The sequence below is a fragment of the Chitinophaga agri genome (assembly GCF_010093065.1).
GTDB lineage: Bacteria > Bacteroidota > Bacteroidia > Chitinophagales > Chitinophagaceae > Chitinophaga > Chitinophaga agri.
On sequence record NZ_CP048113.1, the window covers coordinates 7,092,609 to 7,115,892 of the forward strand.

The 23,284-nt window shown below is 48.1% G+C and carries 21 protein-coding genes; 5 read left to right on the forward strand and 16 right to left on the reverse strand.

The genetic code is table 11. From position 1 onward, the window contains the following. Positions 1-131 precede the first annotated feature (131 nt). From GWR21_RS28260 to GWR21_RS28325, 14 genes are all read right to left on the reverse strand, one after another. Positions 132-1,403, reverse strand: a complete 1,272-nt coding sequence (locus GWR21_RS28260; RefSeq protein WP_162335052.1) for a MutS-related protein — start codon at positions 1,401-1,403, stop codon at positions 132-134. Positions 1,404-1,405: 2 nt separating this feature from the next. Next, the gene (locus tag GWR21_RS28265) at positions 1,406-2,734 is read right to left on the reverse strand and encodes a MutS-related protein (RefSeq protein ID WP_162335053.1); all 1,329 of its coding nucleotides are present in this window, start codon (positions 2,732-2,734) and stop codon (positions 1,406-1,408) included. A 5-nt stretch (positions 2,735-2,739) separates the two neighbouring features. Continuing rightward, on the reverse strand, positions 2,740-5,046 hold the full coding sequence (locus GWR21_RS28270) for a Gldg family protein (protein WP_162335054.1): 2,307 nt from the start codon (positions 5,044-5,046) through the stop codon (positions 2,740-2,742). Between the two features lie 7 nt (positions 5,047-5,053). Next, complete coding sequence (locus GWR21_RS28275; RefSeq protein ID WP_162335055.1) at positions 5,054-5,980, reverse strand: ABC transporter ATP-binding protein; 927 nt, start codon at positions 5,978-5,980, stop codon at positions 5,054-5,056. Positions 5,981-6,001: 21 nt separating this feature from the next. Next, on the reverse strand, positions 6,002-7,456 hold the full coding sequence (locus tag GWR21_RS28280) for a RagB/SusD family nutrient uptake outer membrane protein (protein WP_162335056.1): 1,455 nt from the start codon (positions 7,454-7,456) through the stop codon (positions 6,002-6,004). 21 nt (positions 7,457-7,477) lie between these two features. Beyond that, positions 7,478-11,023, reverse strand: a complete 3,546-nt coding sequence (locus GWR21_RS28285; protein WP_162335057.1) for a SusC/RagA family TonB-linked outer membrane protein — start codon at positions 11,021-11,023, stop codon at positions 7,478-7,480. A 191-nt stretch (positions 11,024-11,214) separates the two neighbouring features. After that, positions 11,215-12,375 (reverse strand): FecR family protein, encoded by a 1,161-nt coding sequence (locus GWR21_RS28290; protein WP_162335058.1) that lies wholly within the window; start codon positions 12,373-12,375, stop codon positions 11,215-11,217. Positions 12,376-12,465: 90 nt separating this feature from the next. Further along, positions 12,466-13,044: an RNA polymerase sigma factor gene (locus GWR21_RS28295; protein ID WP_162335059.1), complete on the reverse strand. Its 579-nt coding sequence runs from the start codon at positions 13,042-13,044 to the stop codon at positions 12,466-12,468. Between the two features lie 131 nt (positions 13,045-13,175). Then, a complete protein-coding gene (locus GWR21_RS28300; RefSeq protein ID WP_162335060.1) occupies positions 13,176-13,766 on the reverse strand; it encodes a TetR/AcrR family transcriptional regulator in 591 nt (196 codons plus the stop codon). Positions 13,767-13,835: 69 nt separating this feature from the next. After that, on the reverse strand, positions 13,836-14,804 hold the full coding sequence (locus tag GWR21_RS28305; RefSeq protein WP_162335061.1) for a hypothetical protein: 969 nt from the start codon (positions 14,802-14,804) through the stop codon (positions 13,836-13,838). A gap of 19 nt (positions 14,805-14,823) precedes the next feature. Then, positions 14,824-15,186 carry a DUF3817 domain-containing protein gene (locus GWR21_RS28310; RefSeq protein WP_162335062.1) on the reverse strand — a complete coding sequence of 121 codons (363 nt, stop codon included), beginning with the start codon at positions 15,184-15,186 and terminating at the stop codon, positions 14,824-14,826. Positions 15,187-15,201: 15 nt separating this feature from the next. Continuing rightward, complete coding sequence (locus GWR21_RS28315) at positions 15,202-15,705, reverse strand: hypothetical protein (RefSeq protein WP_238430057.1); 504 nt, start codon at positions 15,703-15,705, stop codon at positions 15,202-15,204. A 61-nt stretch (positions 15,706-15,766) separates the two neighbouring features. Further along, positions 15,767-16,951: a metallophosphoesterase gene (locus tag GWR21_RS28320; RefSeq protein ID WP_162335063.1), complete on the reverse strand. Its 1,185-nt coding sequence runs from the start codon at positions 16,949-16,951 to the stop codon at positions 15,767-15,769. Between the two features lie 119 nt (positions 16,952-17,070). After that, the gene (locus GWR21_RS28325) at positions 17,071-17,343 is read right to left on the reverse strand and encodes a hypothetical protein (RefSeq protein WP_162335064.1); all 273 of its coding nucleotides are present in this window, start codon (positions 17,341-17,343) and stop codon (positions 17,071-17,073) included. A gap of 167 nt (positions 17,344-17,510) precedes the next feature. Here GWR21_RS28325 and GWR21_RS28330 point away from each other — a divergent pair, with 167 nt between their 5' ends. Both GWR21_RS28330 and GWR21_RS28335 read left to right on the forward strand, forming a co-directional pair. Beyond that, positions 17,511-17,750 carry a helix-turn-helix domain-containing protein gene (locus GWR21_RS28330; protein WP_162335065.1) on the forward strand — a complete coding sequence of 80 codons (240 nt, stop codon included), beginning with the start codon at positions 17,511-17,513 and terminating at the stop codon, positions 17,748-17,750. 145 nt (positions 17,751-17,895) lie between these two features. Further along, positions 17,896-20,199: a S9 family peptidase gene (locus tag GWR21_RS28335; protein WP_162335066.1), complete on the forward strand. Its 2,304-nt coding sequence runs from the start codon at positions 17,896-17,898 to the stop codon at positions 20,197-20,199. A 128-nt stretch (positions 20,200-20,327) separates the two neighbouring features. Here GWR21_RS28335 and GWR21_RS28340 read toward each other — a convergent pair whose 3' ends face one another. After that, positions 20,328-20,975 (reverse strand): SEC-C domain-containing protein, encoded by a 648-nt coding sequence (locus GWR21_RS28340; protein WP_162335067.1) that lies wholly within the window; start codon positions 20,973-20,975, stop codon positions 20,328-20,330. A 135-nt stretch (positions 20,976-21,110) separates the two neighbouring features. On the opposite strand from GWR21_RS28340, the gene GWR21_RS28345 reads away from it, so the two are divergent. From GWR21_RS28345 to GWR21_RS28355, 3 genes are all read left to right on the forward strand, one after another. After that, positions 21,111-21,689 (forward strand): Crp/Fnr family transcriptional regulator, encoded by a 579-nt coding sequence (locus GWR21_RS28345; RefSeq protein WP_162335068.1) that lies wholly within the window; start codon positions 21,111-21,113, stop codon positions 21,687-21,689. A 111-nt stretch (positions 21,690-21,800) separates the two neighbouring features. Continuing rightward, complete coding sequence (locus GWR21_RS28350; RefSeq protein ID WP_162335069.1) at positions 21,801-21,980, forward strand: hypothetical protein; 180 nt, start codon at positions 21,801-21,803, stop codon at positions 21,978-21,980. Positions 21,981-22,037: 57 nt separating this feature from the next. Next, positions 22,038-22,673, forward strand: coding sequence for a nitroreductase family protein (locus tag GWR21_RS28355; RefSeq protein WP_162335070.1), 636 nt, complete (start codon positions 22,038-22,040; stop codon positions 22,671-22,673). Positions 22,674-22,736: 63 nt separating this feature from the next. Here the strand turns inward: GWR21_RS28355 and GWR21_RS28360 are convergent, their stop codons facing one another. Further along, on the reverse strand, positions 22,737-22,973 hold the full coding sequence (locus tag GWR21_RS28360; RefSeq protein ID WP_162335071.1) for a hypothetical protein: 237 nt from the start codon (positions 22,971-22,973) through the stop codon (positions 22,737-22,739). Positions 22,974-23,284: the final 311 nt, after the last annotated feature.

A 23,284-nucleotide genomic window follows, 5' to 3' on the forward strand; every position in this document is an offset into this window, starting at 1 on the left:
TCGGGTTCTGTCACCTTTGTCTGAAAGCGTGGGCATATTATGGGTAATATTGGGCCATGACGCGACCGGTATAGATAACGTAGTGGCAGTCACAGGAAGCCCGCAGGCGTGTATAGTTGTAAATACGCCTGTCAGCTTTCCAGCAGCTCAAGTATCTGCTCATTTTCAATGATGGTCATGCCATGCCGGTCACTGGTAATACCTTCCGTCAGCCGATAGGTATACCTGGGTTTTGCACCGTCCAGTAAAGTTGGCAGGTAAGTAAACTGCAGATTGGCATGCGTCTGTAATGCCTGCCCTACTTCGATAATATGTGTAGAGATCAGGAAGAAGCAGTTGCTATAGCGTGCGAATGCGGTTGTTACAGCCAGTGTGGCATCATAGGCATCTTTTACGTTAGTGCCTTTGAACAGTTCATCAAAGATCACAACCAGATTTTTGCCACTGCTCACTTCCGTTGCGACCTGTTTAACCCGCAGTACTTCCGCATAGAAATGACTGTATCCCATATTCAGGTTATCAGGCACATTGATAGAAGAATACAGGCCGTCACGGACAGAGAACTCCATGTTGGCAGCAGCTACCGGGAACCCCATGTGGCCCAGGTACAGTGCGATGCCGAATGATTTCATCAGTGTCGATTTTCCGGCCATGTTAGCGCCTGTAAGGAAGATGACATTGGAGCGGCTGTCCAGTGAGATCGCATTGGCAATACCGGCATCTAATGCAGGGTGGCGTAGTCCCGTGGTATGAAATATATTACGCGAAGCGGGTAGTGCCGTTGCGTAGTGAAATCCACGCTGGCGGGCCACATCACTGACCGCGATGTATACATCCAGCTGGTAAATGCCCTGTAGTAGTTGTTCCATCTGCGCCGACAGGCGGTGTCGCAGCTGGCGGTCGTAATAGGCGATTGTCCACACAGAAAGTTCTTTGACATTACTGAGCCAGGTAAGATCCGATAATACCTGGCGCCATAGTGCAGCTTCTTCATAGTTATTCAACTGTTGGAGGAAGCTTTTGAAAGTACGTAGTAGATGGAGGGTAGCCATTAGTCCTTTGCGTAGCTGTTCATATTCTTCATCATGAAGGAATGCATTCAGCCGTTTTCTGAGGATGGATGGAAGGCCGGCTGCCCCACTCATGGTCAGGTAGTTTTCTGCTGCCTGTACATCACTGCTACTGAAGGGGAATGTTAACCGCTGTTCCTGGAAGTACCGGAAGGTCGCACTGCGATGGTTGATCGCATCCGGATCAGTAAGGGGCTGCTGGAACATTTGTTCCAGCAGTCGTTCCCCTCCGGTGGTTTTGATTCTACTAAAAAGTTGATAAATGGAATTCGGTTTGAATTTACCAGTCAGGTTCAGGTCTTCCAGTGTCTGCTTATCAGCTTTAAAACTCATACTTATTTCGTTTTAGTCAGGCCTGCCTCCAGCATGTCAAGAATGCCTTCATTGCTGATGATGATCATCCCATGCCTGTCGTTTGTAATACCATGCTCCAGTGTATAGGTGTATACCGGTTTGTGACCGTCCATACGGGTGGGGAGATATACAAAATGTACGTTGCTGCATTGCTGTCGCAACACATCGCCCGCCTCAATAATATGGGTAGAGATGACAAAGATGCTGTTATGCTTCCGGGCAAAGCGGCTGGTGATCGCAATGGTCGCCTCATAGGCATCTTTCACATTTGTACCTCTGAACAGTTCATCAAACACAATGAACAGCCGCTTCCCCTGACTTAACTCCTGTGCGATCTTCTTTACCCGCAGTACTTCCGCATAGAAGTGACTGGCGCCCATGCCCAGGTTGTCCGGCAGGTTGATCGTTGTATAGATACCATCCAGCACGGAGAACTCCATTTTAGCTGCTGCTACCGGAAAGCCCATATGAGCGAGGAACAGCGCGATACCCAGCGATTTCATAAAAGTGGACTTGCCCGCCATGTTCGCTCCGGTCAGAAAGATGACATTGTTCTGCTCCGTGATATGAATGGTATTGGCAATTGCTTTCGGTAGTAATGGATGATATACGCCTTCGACTATTGCCCGGCAGCCACTGTCAGATATGGCCTGTGGGAATACGAAGCCACGTTCAGCTGCTACTTTGGCTACAGAAAGGTAGACGTCCAGATAATAGAGGTAATGTAACAGTTGCTGTATCAGTTCCCGGTGACGGAAACGCAGTATCACATCATAGGCCGCGATCGTGGCGTGTGATAGCTTGCCCTGTTGGGCCAGCACCGGAGCGAACGCCGGTGCTGCAAGGAGAGAGGCCAGGATATTCCTTTCCTGCTCATAGGCAATGCCGCCTGCTTTACTATCGATAAATACCCGGACACTTTGTAAAAGGGTGACCAGTGATTGCACACCTTTATAGACCATCTGAGTATTACCATCTGAGACGATCATGCCTGCCAGTTTTTTACTGACAGACTGCTCGTCGGCAGATAACTTCGTCCGCTCGTCCGTATTGCCGATATAAGGCTCTATTGCATCAAAGAGCGGTGCCGCAAATGGGTAGACAGTTCCTGCTGCCGCAAAATGCTGAATGATATTGCTGCGCCGGTTGATGCTGATATGATCTGATAGCGGATGCCGGAACATTTCTTCCAGTATGAGCGCACCCCCGTGGGTCACTGTACGGTTGAAAATGTTATACACCGCGTCTCCGCCATACCGGCCAAAGATGTGCAGGTCATCCAGTGTTTGCTTATCTGTAGTGAACAGCATAGTGGTTATTTCCTTTTACGTCTGATGAGCAGAATGGTGGCGAATGCCACGAGTATACCCGGTAATACCCACAGATAAAATATCCTGAGGATGCGCACCTTGTCGATCGTTACGGTGACACGGGTGTCCTTTGCAGCAGGACGATAGGTGTCGATGGGAAATTCTCCGTTACTCAGCCAGCTGAACAGGCCCGTATTGAAATAGAAATTGGCTGTTTGGATGTTGAAGCGTCCAAGTTCGGCGTTGCTGAGGAAATCGGCATCACCGGCCACGATGATACGTTGTTCCCTGTTGCCTACGTTACGGGTCAGTGCCACAACTGTTGGTACCGCCATCTTTTTATCGCCTGCGGCAGGATCGTAGTGTACTACGGCAGAATCAGCTACCAGCTTATCCTTCTTGATCCAGCTCCTGTCTGCTGCTGTCATTAATAACGGCTGTACTTTGAACAGACTGTCCGAATAGACGATGCCTGTCGCTCCCGGCATGGAAATAGCAATACTGTCCTTATAGTTCTTCGCCAGGGCTTTAGACAAGTTAGCAGCGGTGGCCGTCATCAGCGGCAGCGCCACATCAGGCGTCATGTCTGCACTGGGTTGTACGATCGTTCCCTCCATCAGTTGTACGCCCAGTTGTGCTAAAAGCGGATTTAATACGCCCTGTTTGCCAGGTTCCCCGGTTATCAGCAGGTTACCACCCTTGTCAATGTAATTCCTGATCCGTGTAAGTACTGCCGGCGAGAGTGCTGTTTTAGGATCGGCGATCACCAGTGTAGAGATGTTATCAGGAGCATCCTGCTCTTCGAGCGACAGGGTATCGACATCGAAGCCCTGGTTAACCAGCGCATAACGGAAGCCGTTCTTATAGGTCAGCGTATTGTACTCACGGTCACCTGTTTTATGAATGCTTCGCTCGAGGTTGCCGCTCAGGAAGGCTATTTTCGGGATCTTAGCCTGTAGCAGTCTTTTAAAGGCAGCTGCTACCTCTGCTTCACCCGGCCACTGTGACTGGTCGTCAAATACGCGCAGTAAAGTTGTTTTGCCTTTATACTTCAGCTGCATCACATAGCGGTTCTGTTCCGGACGCAGGTCAATGACCTTTCTCATTTCAGCAGGCGATTTGAAATCTGCGATCTTCAGGTCCATACCCTTTGCACGCTGTGTGGCTACATCCTGGAGGTCTTTGCCAGGATAGAAGCGCATGATATTGGGATTGTCGAGAATACTGTCATAATACTGGACGTAGTTCAGTTCAATGTTATCTTTGAAACGCATGTAAGGCTCCCACCTGGCCAGGTCCATGTTACGTCCATCTTCTGATCCGAAGTAATAGTATTGCCCCAGCAGGTTGTTGTAGGCGGTGACCTCAAGAGGGGCATCACCCAGCTCTTTGATGATCTGCCGGGAGTTGGGTGTGAGTGTTCTGGATTTATTCGCAGTAGCATCCAGGTAGGCCACCAGCGAAGGACGTGAGGTGACGTAGCCGATCACCAGTGCAGATAACACGATAGCCGCATACCTGCCGAATCTTACAATCGCTGGTTTTGATTCCCGTCCCGCCTTTAGTTTGTAGATACTCAGCCCCAGGAATATATAAATGATCACCAGGAAGTAGATCACATCTTTGCTGGTGATCAAACCTGCCATCATTTTTTCGGTACGTCCGCTCAATGAAAGGAAATAGGTGAGGTCCCGTACAAATGGAATGTTTTGCCAAACCGTGCCGATATAGCTTAATACGCCTACCATAATGAAGGTACAGACAGCCGCTACGATCTGGTAAGAGGTCAGGCAGGACATGAACAGGCCGATCGCGGAATAGGCGCATAGCAGCAGGTAAAAGCCGAATGACGCTGACAGCAGTATGCCGGCATCTGCATGCAAGATGTGCAGCAGACCATCGGTGATGAAGATACCCAGTATGGCAATCATCAGCAGATTATATACCATCATGGCCAGGAATTTACCAAAGATGATCTCTCTTACCTTCACAGGGGAGGAGTATAGTAATTTGATCGTACCGTTATTGACTTCCCTGCTGATCAATCCCATTGTCAATAGCGGGATGTAGAGATATAATGTCTGCATCACCACATTGAATACGCCGCCTTTGGAAGCAAATATCCTGTCGGTGACGCGCGTCATATATTCCAGTCCCATTCCGCCCATTTCCTGCGTACGCGCATTGCTGTCCAATCCGTTTATATATGCCATACCGCATTGTACCAGGAAAGCGATCAGTAAAAACCATGCTATCGGGGAATAGAACAGGGTACGTAATTCTGTTTTCGCAATTCTGAAAACCGTCTTCATGAATCTCTTATTGTGATGATTGATTGGATAATTGTTTAAATACTTCGTCGAGCGCTGTTTTATCGAGCGTGATCTCTCTCAACCTCCAGCCCTGTTGTATGCTGGCTGCGATCAGGTGTTCCGTAATTTCCTGGTCGCCATTGAAGTGGACACGTACCTGTCTTTCCGTCAGGAAATCTGTTTTGGTCACACCTGGTATCGCCATGAGTGCTTCAGCAGCGGGAGGGTTCTCCATATGCATCAGTACACTATGTGGCTCGATATAGTTGTTGAACGCGTCCATGCTGTCTGCAAATACGATCCTGCCGTTATCGATCATCTTGATCTCTTTACATAGCAGCTGTACTTCCGACAGAATATGTGACGAGAAGATCACGGCGCGGTCTCTGGCGATGTCTTTGATCAGCGCTCTTACTTCAATGATCTGGTTAGGATCAAGACCGTTCGTAGGTTCATCCAGCACCACCAGTGAAGGCCGGTGTATAATCGCCTGGGCGATACCTACACGCTGCCGGTAGCCACCGGAGAGATTACTTATCAGGCGCTGGCTATAATGTGCAATGCCACAACGTTCTTTCGCTTCCTTCAATGCCGGCTGTATCTTTTCTTTTGGCATCAGGCGAAGGCCTGCGCAATAGATGAGATATTCATCTACTGTGAGGTCCATATACAGGGGCGGGGTCTGTGGCAGAAAACCAATTTCCTGTTTTGCCAGTTCCGGGTTCTCCCGCATATTGATACCATTCACGTATACATTGCCTTCTGTCTGGTTCAGTACACCACACAGAATATTCATTGTAGTAGATTTGCCTGCACCATTAGACCCCAGTAAACCCACGATTCCGGTCTGACTGATCTCCATATTGATGTCACGGATTGCCCATGAGCTGGTGTAGCGATGTGATAAGTGCTCCAGCTTTACAATACTGTTCATTGATTATTTTTTTGTGTTGGATTAAGGATTATTTGGCATACCCGGATTGTTGTTCATCAATGCCGGTGGCAGTTGTAATACCAGCCGGTTGGGTTGATTAAGTGTATAGGTGGTAAAGGTGCCGTCTTCGTTATAAAGCGTATGCGTAAATACCTGTCCGGCAAATAGCGGATCTACCGATTGCCTGCGCATATCAAACCAGCGGTAACCTTCTGCGGCAAACTCACGGATACGTTCTTCGAAAATGAAACGTATCAGGGCAGCCTGGTTGCCCGACGTAACGGCAGGTATACCGGCATCTGCTACAGGCATACGGTGCTCGCGCAGGGTCTGTACGTCTGCTGTGGCTCCCGGGAGGTCGTTCAGCCGCGCTTTGCACTCTGCCCTTAACAGATAGAGTTCGGGCAGCTGTAATCCGATCCTGGACCACTGTACACCATACTTGCGCAGGCGGCCACCAGGATTGGGCGACTGATCAGGGTTCCTGTCTGTATACAGCTGCAGACGCAGGTCAGACGGCTTAAACAGTGCGGCAGCCCACGGTGCCAGTACCAGGCCGTTATTACCCAGCTGGTTACCGTTAAAAGGCCCGTTGTAGAAGATCTTTGATACAACTGCTTCCGTCAGGTCGTTCAGGTTGTTACCGGCGCCCTGTGAAGGACCGATCATCACATCTAACGGAAGGAATGAGCCGTTTGCGCCAAGTGTCTGGTTGTAATCATATAAATGCGTATCGCCGTTTGCCAGGTCCGCAAAGGCGGCGTTGAACAACGGCAGGGCTTCATTGTTCCTGCCCATGAACAGGTATACTTTCGCCAGGAGGCCTTCGGCTGCCGGTTTAGACATACGCGTCTGTATAGTGGGTGTCACCGGTAGGTCGGCAATGGCAGCAGTGAGGTCGCTGATCATAAAGTCGTATACTTCCTGTACAGAAGCGCGTGTGAAGATCTTCACGTTCACATCTGCCTGCACTATGATCGGGAACCCGGGATCTGTAGCGGCTGTAGCAGCTACATATGGTTTGCCGTAATAGTTGATGAACTGAAAGTAGGTCCAGGCACGTGTCGCCAGCGCCTGTGCGCGGATGGACCTTTTCTGTTCATCTGTTCCCCCGCTGGCGTCCATCACTTCATTGATGATCTTGTTCAGCGAATAGATCTGCGGCAGCCAGATGGTCAGCGCCCACGGTGAGGGGTCCTGTTGCAGGTAAATGACATCCTGCCACTGGAACAGTTTGGCCATCTGCGGACTGCCCTGGTTGAAATACGTTGCTTCTGCTGCCACGTCATCTTCCATCAGTACCGGTTCCTGCCATCCACCGGAATATGATTGTATATAGTATGCCGGATCGTTCATCAGTTTATCATAGTCGTCCGTCGTGACTGCTATCTGTGAGCCCAGCGGCACTACTTCCAGGAAACTCTTTTTACAGGCAACAAGGGACATCATTATCGTGATATAAATAATCTTTCTCATCCTTCTCCGTTTAAAAGTGAATTAAAGTGTAACCTGCATGCCGAGGTTGTACTGGTGTTTGTAGAGTGCGCCCGGATAGCCGGTTTCAGGATCGATACGCTCGCTGTTGGCTGTCCAGATCAGGAAATTGGTTGTTTGTGCATAGATGTTCAGCCGCTGTATTTTCAGGAAACGTAGCGCCGCCGGCTGTAACTCGTAGGCAAGCGTAATGTCCCTTATCTTGAGATAGGAGGCACTGATCACATTGAGATCAGCAGATGTGTAATACCCAATATCCCTGCGCATATAGCTAACACCCATATTGGAGACGTAGGACGGTATGTTGGTCCTGTTTTCATCACCCGCCTGCTTCCAGCGATCAGCAAAACTAGCCATCAGATTATTGCCGCTGAGAGAAGTGGTACCCGGCATTCTGCCGGTAAAGAAGTAATTGACGTTCTTACGCATAACAGCACCTATGTTACCGACCATATTCACCGTCAGGGAGATGCCCTTATAGTCGAAGCGGTTAGTGAGGCCACCGTTGAATGGCGATTGGGTGGTACCCTGGTATACAATATCTTCCGGTTTGGCGATGTTCGGTTCTTTGGAGACCGATTTATCCGCCAGCCTGATCTGCGGGTCACCCATGTTGTCCAGTCCCGCGTACTGATAAGCGAACAGCGGTTTGGAATTGTAACCTATCCAGTAAGGAGCGTTCAACTTATAGCTGGCCGTATTGAAGAACGGGCTTGGCGCCGCATAGGAGACCAGTTTATTATAGTTATAGCTGAAGACGAAATTGGTAGACCAGGCCCAGTCCTGCTTTCTGATATTCGTTGTTCGCAGGGCTATCTCTATGCCTCTGTTCACCAGCTTACCGACGTTGCCTGTTTGCGATTCGTAGCCGGTAAACGGATTTAAGGGTACCTTACCCAGCAGGTCTGTCGTCGTCTTGCTGTAGGCATCCAGTGTGCCGGAGATGCGGTTCTCCAGTACAGAGAAATCTATACCGATATTGGTGGTCTGTGTACGTTCCCAGGTCAGTTTTCTGTTGGCTGGCTGGCCGAGCGCCAGCGCATCTCCTGCGATGCCACCGCTTTGGGACTGGGGTTCCGCGATCAGGATATCATACAGGGATGCAGCACCTACATACGGAGAGTTACCGGTAATACCATAGGTACCTCTCAGCGCCAGAGTATTGATCCAGCTGACATCCTGCATAAATCCTTCATTGCGCACCTGCCATTTACCCCCCAGGCTCCATACAGGTTTATTCTGTACAGAAATGTCACTACCAAACTGGTTGCTGTGATCTCTGCGCCAGCTGGCGTCCAGACTGTACTTATGATTGAAGGTATAACTGGCCAGGGCGAACAGGGAGGTAAAACGTGACAGGGTTTTGAATACCTGGTAGGGTGATGTACGAAAGAAGCCAAAGCCCGTTACCGTGCCAAATACCCCTCTGCTAAGCGTACTGTAATCCAGCAGCGGATAAGTACCCAATGCTTCGTCATATCCCAGGATGCTGGTTGTATTGCGGAGAGAAGAAGCTTCCTGTGCTTCCTGGCCGGCCTGTATGGTCAGTATGTCCTTTCCTGAGCGTGGAGCAGCAGTATATAACAGCTGGTTGCGCACGGTCCAGTTACGCTGATCTGTATTAGAGGAAACATACAGGCTGTTATTCACCGGCAGATAGTACGTCGGTGTGGAAGCCGGAGACGGAGCGACCGTAAAGGACAGCAACTGTTTACGCTGGCCGATAGTGCGGGCGTCCGTAAATGTAGTCGACGTGCCAGGCGCTTTCAGGTAGCCGTATGTACCCTGGAAGCTGAAGCCTTTCCACAGTTTAACACCAACATTGGCGGTGAGATTGACACTGATTGTGTTGGTATTGGAATGTGCATAGTTGATTTCCCGGAGGGGATAATAATCCAGGTTGATCCTGCTTCTGCCAGTATAATTATTACGGGTGGAATCGCTCCATCCATTGGTGAATGCAATATTCTGTTCTCTTCCCTGTCCATCTACAAATAACTGATAGGGCAGGAAGGTATTATCAACGGACGGCATATTCCTGGCACTCATGACGTTATTGATCAGTGAGGTGTTCAGCGATACCGTGATCCGTTTGCCGGCATTGATATGCTGGGAGAGGTTAACCTTATAGGTATTGTTCTTATTACCCGGCGTATTATTTTGCACACCTGTCCAGCCCAGCGAAGCATAGAAGGCATAGTTACTGTTTCCTGCGGAAACGGACACGGTGTGATTGGTAGTGACAGGCTTACGATAGAAAAGATCAATGATCTGCGACCGGTTATCTATGCGGCTCATGCTATCCAGACTTTTATCAGCCTGTGCTGTACTGATCAGGCCGCGGTATTGATTATATAGTACCATCTCATGCGGCAATACCACCTGTGTGCCCAGTGAGTTCCAGGGATAGTTAACAGGATCAAATGTCTCGCGGGCGGTCTGTATGTACTGTTCACTGTTCATCAGCTGATTATAGCTGAAGTCTGGTTTGCCCTGCAAACTCACAGATCCCGTGTAATTCACCGACAACTTTTGATTTTTATTGCCTTCCCTGGTTTTCACGACAATCACACCATTAGCGGCCCGCGCACCCCAGATGGCGGCAGCAGCGGCATCTTTCAGCACAGTGATATCTTCTATGTCATCGGGATTGACAGAACTGAAGTCGGTCGTAATGACACCATTGATGACATAGAGCGGATTGGTAGGCTGATCACCACTCACAGTAGAATATCCCCTGATCACACTTGACCTGGTGGTAAAACCGTTGCCTGTTCTGCCGGAGGAGGTGGAGTTGATACCTACGGTAAGACCTGGTACCTGCCCTTCCAGCCTGGCCACCACATCAAAAGTGCTGACACGTTCTTTGAACACTTCCATATCCGGCTTGCCGAAAGCACCGGTGGCTCTTTCCCGGCTCAACTGCTGATAGCCGGTGTTGTAAATGGTAACAGTGGATAATGCACTGATACGGGGCGACATGATGATGGTCATGTTCTCCGTCATCCGGGAGTAGGGAACTAACACACTTTCATGGCTGATACTGGTGAAGAGCAGCGTATCGGTAGGAACCAGTCCATAAAGGGTAAACTGTCCCTGTTCATTCGTGAATACGTAGCGGCGGCCATTGCGGAGCATCACGGTAATGTTTGGAAGCGGCTGAGCGTTATTGTCAGTCACTTTACCGGTTACGTAGCCCGGATGGTCGGAGCCGTCTTCTGTGGCCTGTGAGATCACGGCAGGGGGCTTGCGACTGATAAAGATCGTTTGCCCCTGGATACTGTAGTTCAGTGGCTGATCGGCCAGGATGAGCTGCAGGGCTCTGATCAGCGGTACATTCTTTAACTGGACCGTTACCGGTGAGGCGATGGCCAGGTCTTCGTTGCGGTAGAAGAACTTGTAGCTGGTTTGTTGCCGGATGCTGGCAAACACTTTCTGCAACGGAACTGACTTACCACTGAAGGTGACCAGTGGAGTCTGCGTCTGTGCGAAGGTGCTGGCATTTACCTGTAGCAGCGCCATGAAGAAAAGCAGGATAGCCAGTTTCATTACAAGTGCGTTTTTGGTTGATCTGGTCCCCATAAGCATAGGGGGGACGACGGGATTGCATTGACCCTTAATTTGCATACATTTGCAATGTTTAATGTTTAGTAATAAGCCGGACTTAAACGAAAACCGGGGGTAGGACGCCAATCTTTGCACCCGGTTTTTTCATTTAGTTCACGCGATTTTGGTTCTCTCTAATGCTGAATAATAATTAGCTTTTTGCCCTCGATTTTATAGTTGATACTTGTTGCCGATAACCCCTGTAACACCTGTGATAAGGTGAGGGTTTTGTCTATTTCTCCTGTAAAAGTGGCGGTTGGTATTTTCCCCTCATAGCTCACTTCAATGTCGTACCAGCGGGCCAGTTGCCGCATGACGGTCTGCAGGTCTGCATTATTAAAGGCGAATATGCCTTCTTTCCATGCCACCGCGCTGTTTACATCGGCCTCTTTGATAAGACGGATCTGCTGACCGATCTGCGCTTCCTGACCTGGCTTCAGTAATTGTGATGTTTCCTGATGAGACACCCTGACAGCACCCGTTATCAAGGTGGTGTTGATGGTGGCTTCATCTTTATAAGCGTTGATATTAAATGCAGTTCCTAAAACATGGATGGAAGTGACGTCATTGATGATCACCTTAAATGGCTGGCTGGCGTTGGCTGCCACATCGAAATATGCCTCACCGGTTACCTTTACTGTTCTTTCCTTTTCTGTGAAAGCTGTAGGATAGGTAAGGCTGCTGGCCGCATTCAGCCATACCCTGGTACCATCTGGTAAGATCAGCTGATACTGGCGGCCCCGGGCAGTGGTAATGGTATTGTAAGCGACAGGTCCGGTATGCTTCGAATGATTACCATTCCTTTCCTTATAGGAGATCTCTCCGTTCCTTAACTGAATGGCGGTGGTGCCCTGCATAGCGATCAGGCCATGTTGCGAGCTATCCAGCACTATATCGCTACCGTCAGCCAGGGTAAGTATTGCGCCCGTCTTTCCCGGAAGAATGTCAGTATGCTTTGCCAGCTGTGGTGGCGCCGGTGCAGGTGACTGCCGTAATAAATAATAACCACCGGTGAGCAGCAATAAAACAGCTGCTGCGGCTACTGCCCAACGGCGAATAGGGAATAGGGGTCTTACGACCGGTTCCTGCCGGATACTTTGTAAAAGCTGATCCTGTATGTTGGCAGCAATTCCTGCTTTCTGCTGATCGAAATCTTTCAGCACGTTCCGGTCCCGGTAATCCAGCACTTCCAGGTACTGTTCTACAAACGCGGCTTCTTCAGGGGATGCTTCCCCTTCATTATACCTGGCGAGCAGTTGGAAGAAGTGTTGTTTGTCCTTGCCGGAATCGTACATAACAGGTGGCTTTAATAGTATAGTCAGGAAAAAAGGAGTGCTTTCCCGACCTCAGGACACTTTTTTTAAAAAAGTTTTCCGGCTGCCTGGTCAGAGCGTGTCATCCAGCAGGACGAGCAGGATGAGGAGGTGCCCGAAATGGGCTTTCAGGTCCTGTATAGAGATGCTGAGCTGGTTCTGTACTGTCTTACGGGAGAGCTGAAGGTTATCGGCAATCTCCTGGGTGGTGAGGTGGTGGAGATAGTATTGAATAAAGATCTGCCGGCGTCTTTCCGGCAATACTTCTGCCCATGAAATGATCAGGGCCGTGAGGTCTTTTTCCAGTAATGCCTGATCTGCTTTATAAAGGGATTCTTCTGTATTGTCAAGCAATTCGAAGAAGAATTCGTCTTTTTTAGCGATGAGTTTATTAATAATACGGTATTGGAGGGCTTTTCCCAGGTAGGCAGGCAGGTTCATGATGGCCAGTTCTTGCCTGCGACGCCACAGGTCCAGAAAAAGGTCATGTACAAGTTCCCGGGCCAGTTCCTGGTCACCCAGCTTTTTACTGGCTGTCGTATACAGCTTTTCCCAATGCCGTTGAAATAATTGCTGGAAGGCCGTTTCTGAGCCGTTTTTAATAAGACTGAGCAGCTGTTGGTCGGTGTCGGTATGTATGAAGTCGTTCACTAAGCGCTTAAGATTTCCCCCAGGCTTAAATTTAATCAAAAAATAAGGAATTTGTACAACTCCTGACAGCATCTGGATTTAGCGGGTAATGGCCGGACGCAAACAGCATATTCCTTATACGGTCAGTGGCTTCACTTCAGTGTATCCAGATAGTACTTCAGTTGTTTGAGAAAAAGTGTATAAGGGGCTTTGCTGTTCTCCAGTTTGCCAAAGTTGCGTGCACCCCAGTATCCCGACATGACGAACAGGGTGACCTGTTTCGCATTCACATCTTTTCTTACCAACCCGTTTTTCTTGCCTTTTTCAATAGTGGCGATCATGTTTTTCGTCCATTGTTGGGTCAGTTCGTTTAACGCCTCATTAAAATCGGCGTTCCAGGGACTCATTTCCTGTGCGAAATTAGCCACCGGACATCCATATTCAACCTGGAGGAATTTATCCTCCATCAGCAGGTGATGCACTAAGTTATAAATAGCTTCCAATGGCGGTTCGTCTTTTTGTAAGGGGGCAATAAAACTTTGCGTAAGTGCAGGCTTCATTAATTCATTGATAATGGCGATCCCCATTTCATCTTTGTTTTTGAAATGGTAGTAAAAGGCGCCTTTGGTGACCTGGGTGGTGGCAATAATGTCGTCAATACTGGTGGTCTTGTAACCCCTGACATAAATTAGTTCGAATGCTTTTTGCAGAATATTGATCCGCGTCGCTTCCGCCTTTTTCATCTGGATATCTTTGGTTTATGTAATTGCCCACGTTAAAGTAAGGTAACAATTTACGTGTGCAAAGTTGCATTATTTCCCGGAGGTTTCCTGAGCGCCAAGACTGTAGATATACTTTTTCACCAGTTGTAATCCTTCCTCATCTACAATGGTAGTGCCGGTTTTCGGCATATGGTATTCTCCCAGTGTATGCATCCTGACGAGCATGTTTTGTTTGTTGAACTGAATGCCGGTTTCCTCAAAAGGAAGGGAATAACCGAGTTGGATAGAGGTGTTGCCTGCGATGCCGGCCGACTGATGACAATGTGCGCAATTGATATCGAGATAGGCTCTGGCCCTCACAGGAACAGCGAGTGATGCGTCATTATAATCGGGCATGGAGGGAATGGAAGTGATGTTGGCCTGCGCGAGTATACCTTTATGCATGAGATAGTTGAGTTGCGGCTGCCGGATACCATCTCTGTCAACAATGATATGCAGGTTGGATGCTGTGGGGCCTATCGGACTTAATGCGTCTCCTGACCGATGGCAGGAACCACAATCCTGCTGTGTGGGGATCTTATAGTGCAGCTGTCTTTTTTTTCCGGTATGATCAGTGAACATCACCGGAACGGTAGCGCCATCCTTTAATAAAGTTGCATCGGTCTGGGCGTCATTCCAGCGATATGTTGCCGCATTCCATTTTTTATCTTTCAATAATAGCAGGCGGGTCTCTATGATTTGCCTGCTACCGTTCGCAGTAGAGGAGTAATAGAATGTTTTGGCGATGATGGTGCCTTCGGGAAAGATGGGTAGTCCGTTGCCGTTCAGCACCAGCTTACTTCCGGCAGGGATCTTTAACAGCCGTTGTTTCTCCGCATAGTCTGTAAATAAGGTGGAGGCGATATGAAAGGTGACGACGCCGGTAGCTGGCAGCAGATCCCTCATTTTTCCTTCGAACAGCGGGTAGGCGGAGAGTGTGTTCTTAAATGATATATTGTTACTGATAGCCTGTGAGGAATTGTTACAGGCTATCAGATATGACGCTAGCGCAGCGATCAAAACAATAAGCGGAATATATTTATTTGCCCGCACTGTTGTTTGTGTTATGCGGCCCGTTCTGCTGGCGTTCGCTAGCCGCTTCTTCCGGTACCAGTATATATTTATCTACATAAAAGTTCCCGAAAGGGATCAGGCAGGAGAGCAGTACTTTCCAGGAAGTCTGAAAAAATTTCCAGCGGTAGGTGACAGCCACACTGAGAGTAGTGATCACGAAAACGATGAAAAGTATGCCATGAACGGGTCCCAGTAGTTTAACCAGTGCAGGTTGCTGTGCCCAGTATTTTAATGGCACCGCAATGAAGACGAGTATGATTAGGGACATTCCTTCGAAGAATCCGAGGATCCTGAGACGGCCTATCGGCGTTTTAACAAGATGTAACATGATATTGAACAGTGATTAGAATGATCGGAGAAAAGGTCGGTTAGCTAATGGAGAGAACGGCCATGGTATTGCGATGAGTATGATCAGCAGCCCCAGGGAATACCATCGTAACATGTTCCTGAATTTTGACTGATCCGTATCCATCCGTTTGGCTGTTGCGGAGCCAATGGTGATGATGACGATAGCAATGATCATGAGACAGAGGTGTATGAAACGAAAGAACGTGTGTTCGCTGACGATATTATCTGAAGCAGCATCAAATCCCGCCAGCTTCACCACAGGACTGATGCAATACAGGGCGATGCCGAGTACCAGTTGTATATGTGTAATGGTGGCGGTAAGGTGCCTGATCGTGTTACTGGATCGGGAGAATGGCTTGTTAAGCCGGATACCATTCCACGCCGTAATGATCGCAGCAATAAGACTGAAGACAACAAGATATCTGTTGACGGAATGTAGTAGTAGCAACGTCTGGTGCATAGTTTGGCTATTGAACGAAGCAAAGATAAATAAAAACATACTAGTTAGTATGTTTTTGAAAAATAAAGGTATGGGTAATGTAAAAATGGCTGCTGTGTGGTTATGCCTTTCCTTTCTTCAGTGTCAGCACGGTTATCTCCGGCCACATACCGATCCTGCCTTTTAATCCGTGGAAGCCAAATCCTCTGTTTACATACAGGTACTTTCCGTCCTGGTTGTACAAGCCGGCCCACTGTTTATAGAAATACTTGATCGGGCTCCATTTGAATCCAAATAATTCAATACCGAACTGCATACCATGCGTATGTCCTGCGAGGGTAAGATGTACGTGCTGATCATGATCTACGGTCACTTCATCCCAGTGGGACGGATCATGGGACATCAGTATTTTGAAAGCATTATCAGGTACATTGGTGGTGGCCTGTTTGAGGTCACCATATTTGTGAAAGCCGCCTTTACCCCAGTTCTCTACACCGATCAGCGCAATACTTTGTCCCTGTTTGCTGATCCTGATAGCTTCGTTCAGTAGTAGCTGGAAACCGATCTCACCGTGGATCTCTTTTAAGCGGACCAGGTTTGCTTCCTTGGCAACCGGACTTTCCCAACGCATATAGTCTCCGTAGTCATGGTTACCCAGAACGGAATATTTGCCATAGGGAGCTTTCAGTTTAGTGAAAGCGGGGATCCATGGGTCCATTTCCGTCGCCATGTTATTCACAAGATCTCCCGTAAAAAGCAGCAGATCGCTGTTCTGTGCATTAACGAGGTCAAGTCCTTTTTGCACACCTGCGGCATCGCTGAAGCTACCGGAGTGTATATCTGAGATCTGTGTAATGGTGAAGCCATCGAATGCTTCCGGGAGGTCGGGGAAGTGTAATGTTTCCTTACGTACGCGGTAAAAGTGTTTGCCGCGTGTTAAACCGAAGAGAATGACAAGGAACAGGACACCTGCGAGTGCCAGTGTCGCCTCGCTGACATACAGGCTCCTGGGCGGAAATCCCCTGAAGATCCTGACGAGGTCTTCCGCTAACAGAAATACCGAGGAGAACAGTTTGGGTACGAAAAGTAATATCATGGCCGCCATCAGCAGCGACAGCATTCTTTGTACGCGCTTGCCTGCCCTGAGCAGGGAGATGCTGACGATAATGCCCGCCATTATGAGTATATCGAGCAGCCAGTAGCCCTGATGGAACAGGGCGTTATGGGTAAGTGTAGTGATAGCCTGGTAGAAATAAACATCGCCTGCCACAAACAGTAATAAGATCAAAAAAAGCCTTCTAGCCATATAGATAAATCCTGTGTTTTATAGATAGACGAATGGCACACAGAAATATTTTACCAGTGGGCACTAATTTTGAAAGATGACCTGATCATGTTAGCAGACAGGGCCCTGCCGCTGCCGGACTATACCTTGCTGTATCTGTCTACCTGGGCGATAGCGTCTTTTAAGATCTCTAAATGAACACGCAGGATCATTTCCTCTTCCGCATTGCTGTATGCCTTTTCCCCTTTGATGTTCGTTCTGCATTTACGGTAGTAGGTAGGAATGCTCCATCCGCATTCTTCGCAGATCCTGTCCCGAAGAACGACGGGTAAATGGGTCATTATCAAATGCAGTTCATTCAGCAGATTACTGGTTGGTTGGTCCTTCTTTTGTCCTGTTTGTGGCGCGTTCATATCCTGGAGCTTTTCTTATTATCTGATAAAATGGTTGTCCATAACAGCCCTTTTTCACCCTGTCACTGTGTGTTTTATGTTTTTGCTGTTGGAATAAAGTTACCATAATTATACTTAATTGTCAAAATTGACAATTTTATTTTTAAATAGAACTGCATATTCGGAACGTGAAAGTCCGTAATACAACATATTTAAAAGCCTTCGGAGAGCATCTGAAGAAGGTCATAGTTTCTCAGGAGAAGACACCGGAAGAAGTAGCTGCCCATGGTGGTTTGGAAACAAAGCAGGTGTATCGTGTCATCAACGGAGAGCATAGTGCGACCATATCTATCATCTATTCTATTGCCAAAGGAGTTGGCGTACCACCTAAAGATCTGTTTGACTTTGAATTTGAGGATGTTTCTTAGGAAAGTATTGCTGATGAACGCTGTCAACTGACCGTTCGGGTCATTTCGGACCTGCCTGATGTAATTTATATCACTCCTTCTTATATATAACGTCACAATCTTATCTTTAGTCCCTGACTAAATGCCCACGCATCTGGAATTAACTATGAACAAATTACTTTTAACCGCTTCCTGTGCCCTGGTTACGTGCAGTCTTTATGCGCAGCAGCCTGTTACAGTTGACGCTTACCGGTTCGCAGAGAGCCGGCTAATTTATAACACGGCCCCACTGGTGGATAATAACGTAGTATCTCCCGAGTGGCTGGAAGATGGCCGTTTCTGGTACAGGGTGCTGACTGCCCGGGGGAGTGAATTTATATTGGTGAATCCCGCAAAAGCAACCCGCAGTGCCGCGTTTGACCAGGAGAAACTGGCGGCATCATTGTCGAAGGCTACCGGTATCTCTTATAAAGCATACGCACTGCCGTTTCGCGCTTTCCATTTCCTGAATAATAACAAAAGCATCGGCTTTGAAATAGCTGGATATGAATGGACCTGTGATCTGCAGTCCTATCAGTGTCAGAAAGTTGAAGGCCATCTGGGTGATGCCCATTCCGGAAATGGTCGGGGTGGTGTGCTTTCACCCGACGGCAAACTCATTGCTTTTATCAAAGACGATAACCTGTGGGTGCGTGAGCTGCCTGGAGGGAAGGAACGTGCACTGACCACCGATGGCGTGAAGAACTTCGGTTATGCAACTGATAACGCCGGCTGGCGCAGCAGCGATAACCCGGTATTACGCTGGTCGCATGATTCCCGTAAGATTGCCACTTTCAAACAGGACCAGCGCGAGGTAAGTGACATGTACCTTGTGACGACCAATATTGGTAAGCCTGTATTGAAAACATGGAAGTATCCACTTGCCGGTGATCCGGTTATTCCGATGATCCACAGGGTGATCATTGATGTCGATGCGGCGAAGGTAATCCCTATACAGGTAGCACCAGACCCGCATCGTGGCACCCTGAGCGATGATATTTCTTCCAGTGGCACCTTTGATGATGTGGACTGGAGTGATGATAACACTGAGCTGGCATTTGTATCTACTTCCCGCAATCATAAGGAAGAGAAGCTGCGCATTGCTAACGCTACGACCGGTGCGGTGCGTGAGGTTATGCAGGAAAAAGTAGCCACCCAGTACGAATCCGGACAGGACGCGATCAACTGGCGTTATTTTAAGAAGACCAATGAGATCATCTGGTATAGCGAACGCGATGACTGGGGGCACCTGTATCTCTATGACGCTACTACCGGACAGGTAAAGAACCAGATCACCAAAGGTCAATGGCTCGTTACCAGTGTGGAGCGGTTCGATGAGAAGAACAGGGTGATCTATTTCAATGCCTGCGGCCTCGATAAGGTCAATCCTTATTTCAGCCACTTCTGCAAAGTTAACTTCGACGGTACCGGCTTCAAAGACCTGACGCCGGAAGCGGGCAATCATAAGCTGACCTTCGTACCGGGAGAGAAGTACTTCATAGACAGCTATTCACAGCCGGATATTCCTGCGACCACCGTGTTATGCAATGCACAGGGTAAGCTACTCATTACACTGGAAAAGGCCGATATCACCCGTTTGAAAGCGACCGGATGGAAAGCGCCCATGCCGGTATCTGTTAAGGCCCATGACGGCAAAACGGATATCTATGGACTGCTGTTCACGCCTACCAACCTGGATGCAGGTAAGAAGTACCCGATCATTGATTATATCTATCCTGGTCCGCAGGGTGGGGGTGTACGTGACTGGTCGTTTATGGCTGCCCGGAATGACCATCAGGCGCTTGCAGAACTGGGTTTCATTGTAGTCATACTGGAAGGTACCAGTAACCCGCTGCGGAGCAAAAGCTACCATGATATGAACTATGGTAACATGGCGGAGAATACATTACCTGACCAGATCACCGGTATCCGGCAGCTGGCTGCCAGGTATACGTATATCGATACCAGCCGTGTAGGTATCTGGGGACACTCCGGTGGCGGCTTCGCTACCGCTGCCGCCCTTTTCCGTTATCCTGACTTCTTCAAAGTAGGGATCTCTGAATCAGGCAACCATGAAAATCGTAGCTATGAAGATGACTGGGGTGAGCGTTACAACGGCCTGACCTCCGAATCGGACTATGCCAAACAGGCCAATGCCCTCTATGCCGGTAACCTGAAAGGCAAGCTGCTCCTGGCCCATGGTATGATGGATGACAACGTGCCTCCGTATAATACATTACTGGTGATAGATGCACTGACGAAGGCTAACAAGGATTATGACCTGATCGTATTTCCGCACGCCAGACACGGATTTGCAGGAGATGGACCTTATATGATGCGTCGCCGCTGGGATTATTTTGTGCGTAACCTGCTGCATGCGGAACCGCCAAAAGAATATCAGTTGTCAGGCAGACCTGATCCAAGGTATTAACCGCGGTCCATTCAAATAACTTTAGGAAAATAGCATAAGAAAAATAACGCCTGTAACCGGAAGTAGGATTACAGGCGTTATTCTTTATCTGTTGAAGCATGCAGCCGGGAAGGCCTCATGGCCATCCGTTACTCATTCACCTTTGTGGCATTTTGTTTATCCACAGCAATAGCTGCCGGCAGGTTTTTACCATGACACTGGCTATAAGGCTTTCCACTTTTACAGTAACATGGCGCACCAAATTTACCGCCTTCCGTGAGGAACAGCATGACGTTATTGGCAAGGGTATCGTAGTGGTTATACATGTTCCCGGTATAGGTATTGAAATTGATGTTATCGTCTTCCAGCTGTTTACCATATTTCAACAGGAACTCTTTCATCTCGGAGAGCATAATGGCATGATCTACCAGCGGATTGCCGGTGATATTAACCCGGACATTACGGGCCTGCTTGTCTTCAGCGGTGAACCTGTCATCAGGGATGAACATGATCTTTTCTAAAGCAACACGCGGCGGCGTGACATCGGTCAGGTTACCATCGTTATCTTCCCATACGGCGTAATGCTCGCCTTCGCAGATAAAATCACCCTGCCAGATGGCCCAGCCATACACGGGGTTACCCCCGTCTTTCGCCACTTTCTCCTGCACATTGATATAAGACTTTCCTGTCTTCGCTCCGGGTGCCGGCTGTACTGGTATTATTTCATGTTCATAGTCTGATCCGATACGATCAATAAGTTGCTGAACAGGTGTAGTAATGTCAATTGGACTAATCATGCCGTAAAAATACAACACAATACGATAAAATGCTGGGGTACGGCGCCGGCCGCCGTATCATCTGCTGCAGCATCCCGTGATCAGCGTACTCTGGCGGGTTTGCATTATCTTTACGGGTAAGTATAATCCAACAATATGTTTGCTGCTTTCCAGAAATATTTAACCGATAAGATTGAGCTGTCAGAAGAAGAAATTGCAGCTATTGCTGATGTAGCCGTAGTGAAGAAGCTCCGTAAGAAGCAATACCTGCTGCAGGAAGGGGATGTATGGAAGTATAATGCTTTTGTATGCCGGGGTTTTCTGAAGACGTTCTCGGTAGATAACAATGGTATCGAGCATATACTAAACTTTTCCCCCGAAAACTACTGGACGGGCGACAGGGAGAGCCTTACCAACGGAACACCTTCCCGGCTCAATATTGACGCCATCGAGGATTCGGAAGTATTACTGATTAAGAAAGAGGCATTTGAAGCGCTTTGTCAGCAGATACCTCAATTCAATAACCTGATCAACAGTATCCTGCATAAGAGTTTTCTGATGTCTCAAAGCCGTATTCTTGCGAATATCAGTCTCTCCGCAGAGGAAAAATATCAGCAGTTCCTTGAGAAATATCCCGCTATTGCGAACCGTATTCCCCAGCACATGATCGCGTCATATATTGGTATCACCCCTGAAACCCTGACCCGCATCCGCAGGAACGGGCTTAAGAAATAGCCGTCCCGGAAATCATTGACATTTGTTTGCTTTTTTTTCGGACAATAGTCAATGGATCGGGGCACTGCCTCATACGATCTTTGCATCATCAATAACAATTAAACACAAACGATGAGCAAGATAGTAAACGCAGTAGCGCAACAACAGGCCCCTGCGGCAGTACTCTGGTCTCCTAAAGATGGTATTACCTTACACTGGCAGGTCGGTACACCTGAGAAACCAGCTGCTGTGACGGGTATGGACCTGTTTGTTTTTGAGCAGGGTAAGGTCGCGCATCCTATGTATTTGTAGACGGCAATGAATAATCTTCGTCAGTCTCAGTAAAAGATAATGTTTAACATCATTGCCATGAACAATATTATAGATGCCCTGCAGTGGCGTTATGCCACCAAACGGATGACCGGTGCTACCGTGCCGGATGATAAGCTGAACACAATATTAAAGGCGGCTCATCTGGCGCCTTCCGGAATCGGTTTGCAGCCCTACGAGATCCTGGTGATCAGCAATCCACAACTCAAACAGCAGATCCTGCCTATAGCCATGAACCAGGTTGTGGCAGTGGAATCCTCACATTTACTTGTATTTGCGGCCTGGGATGAATACAGTGCGGAAAGAATTGACCATGTATTTGATCATCTGAATAGGGAACGTGGCACAAATGGGACAACATCTGACAGGCAGCGTCAGTTTGCCAAAAACTTCTTCGGGCAGATGAGCCTGGATGAGAATTTTCACCATGCGGCGAAGCAGGCCCATATTGCATTGGGGCTGGCGGTGGCTGCTGCTGCGCTGGAAGGGGTGGATGCTACTCCGATGGAAGGATTTAATGCGGCTGCACTGGATGAGTTCCTTCATTTACCCCAAAAAGGGTTGAGAAGTTCCATGTTGCTGGCACTGGGTTACCGGGATGAGGCGAATGACTGGAACCTGTCACTGAAAAAGGTACGTAAGCCTTTTGATGAATTGGTGACCACCCTGAAATAACGGACCCTTTTGTTAAAAATGATGTATGCTATGGTTGAGATAGCATACATCGTTTTATTACATTTAAATATCCAGCGTGCTATGCAGGGACTTTACTTCTTTGTTGAGTACGCTGTCATAGTCCCTGTCACGTGTTGCTTCGTCTTCATATGACCAGATCTCGAAATGCTCTTTACTAAAATAGAACCGTATCTGATAATCTCCGCTCTCACCGTTCCCGGCGTTAATGTGTGTTACCAGGTCCAGGTTAACAATTCTTCCCGATAGCTGTTCTGCTGATGATTTGATGAAAGTTGCCATGTGTAATGAGGTTTAATGATTAGGTGGAACTCACATTGTCCATTAGGAACATTAGTCAAAGATAATACCAGAGATAGTTGTATAATAGACAGAATTAGTGGCAGTTGGATGCAGGCAACGTATGAGAACCAGTAATACCTGCTAATAAACAGTATGGTATAAATTGTTGTAATGGTGGTGTTTTTAATGGTCTGCTGACGGTAAGAAGATTCCAATACAAAAAGAAGTATCTATAAATTTTGTTTCTTTGAGTACCGGACTGAAAAGCTGGCAGCCAGTTAGTCCCGGTGGGAACATTTATGTTGTATTGG

What these genes read in the sequence shown, in the direction of transcription:
- GWR21_RS28260 (WP_162335052.1), bottom strand. Translation starts at nt 1,403, where the DNA reads ATGAGTTTTAAAGCTGATAAGCAGACACTGGAAGACCTGAACCTGACT.
- GWR21_RS28265 (WP_162335053.1), bottom strand. Translation starts at nt 2,734, where the DNA reads ATGCTGTTCACTACAGATAAGCAAACACTGGATGACCTGCACATCTTT.
- GWR21_RS28270 (WP_162335054.1), bottom strand. Translation starts at nt 5,046, where the DNA reads ATGAAGACGGTTTTCAGAATTGCGAAAACAGAATTACGTACCCTGTTC.
- GWR21_RS28275 (WP_162335055.1), bottom strand. Translation starts at nt 5,980, where the DNA reads ATGAACAGTATTGTAAAGCTGGAGCACTTATCACATCGCTACACCAGC.
- GWR21_RS28280 (WP_162335056.1), bottom strand. Translation starts at nt 7,456, where the DNA reads ATGAGAAAGATTATTTATATCACGATAATGATGTCCCTTGTTGCCTGT.
- GWR21_RS28285 (WP_162335057.1), bottom strand. Translation starts at nt 11,023, where the DNA reads ATGAAACTGGCTATCCTGCTTTTCTTCATGGCGCTGCTACAGGTAAAT.
- GWR21_RS28290 (WP_162335058.1), bottom strand. Translation starts at nt 12,375, where the DNA reads ATGTACGATTCCGGCAAGGACAAACAACACTTCTTCCAACTGCTCGCC.
- GWR21_RS28300 (WP_162335060.1), bottom strand. Translation starts at nt 13,766, where the DNA reads ATGAAAAAGGCGGAAGCGACGCGGATCAATATTCTGCAAAAAGCATTC.
- GWR21_RS28310 (WP_162335062.1), bottom strand. Translation starts at nt 15,186, where the DNA reads ATGTTACATCTTGTTAAAACGCCGATAGGCCGTCTCAGGATCCTCGGA.
- GWR21_RS28315 (WP_238430057.1), bottom strand. Translation starts at nt 15,705, where the DNA reads ATGTTTTTATTTATCTTTGCTTCGTTCAATAGCCAAACTATGCACCAG.
- GWR21_RS28320 (WP_162335063.1), bottom strand. Translation starts at nt 16,951, where the DNA reads ATGGCTAGAAGGCTTTTTTTGATCTTATTACTGTTTGTGGCAGGCGAT.
- GWR21_RS28325 (WP_162335064.1), bottom strand. Translation starts at nt 17,343, where the DNA reads ATGAACGCGCCACAAACAGGACAAAAGAAGGACCAACCAACCAGTAAT.
- GWR21_RS28335 (WP_162335066.1), top strand. Translation starts at nt 17,896, where the DNA reads ATGAACAAATTACTTTTAACCGCTTCCTGTGCCCTGGTTACGTGCAGT.
- GWR21_RS28340 (WP_162335067.1), bottom strand. Translation starts at nt 20,975, where the DNA reads ATGATTAGTCCAATTGACATTACTACACCTGTTCAGCAACTTATTGAT.
- GWR21_RS28345 (WP_162335068.1), top strand. Translation starts at nt 21,111, where the DNA reads ATGTTTGCTGCTTTCCAGAAATATTTAACCGATAAGATTGAGCTGTCA.
- GWR21_RS28350 (WP_162335069.1), top strand. Translation starts at nt 21,801, where the DNA reads ATGAGCAAGATAGTAAACGCAGTAGCGCAACAACAGGCCCCTGCGGCA.
- GWR21_RS28355 (WP_162335070.1), top strand. Translation starts at nt 22,038, where the DNA reads ATGAACAATATTATAGATGCCCTGCAGTGGCGTTATGCCACCAAACGG.
- GWR21_RS28360 (WP_162335071.1), bottom strand. Translation starts at nt 22,973, where the DNA reads ATGGCAACTTTCATCAAATCATCAGCAGAACAGCTATCGGGAAGAATT.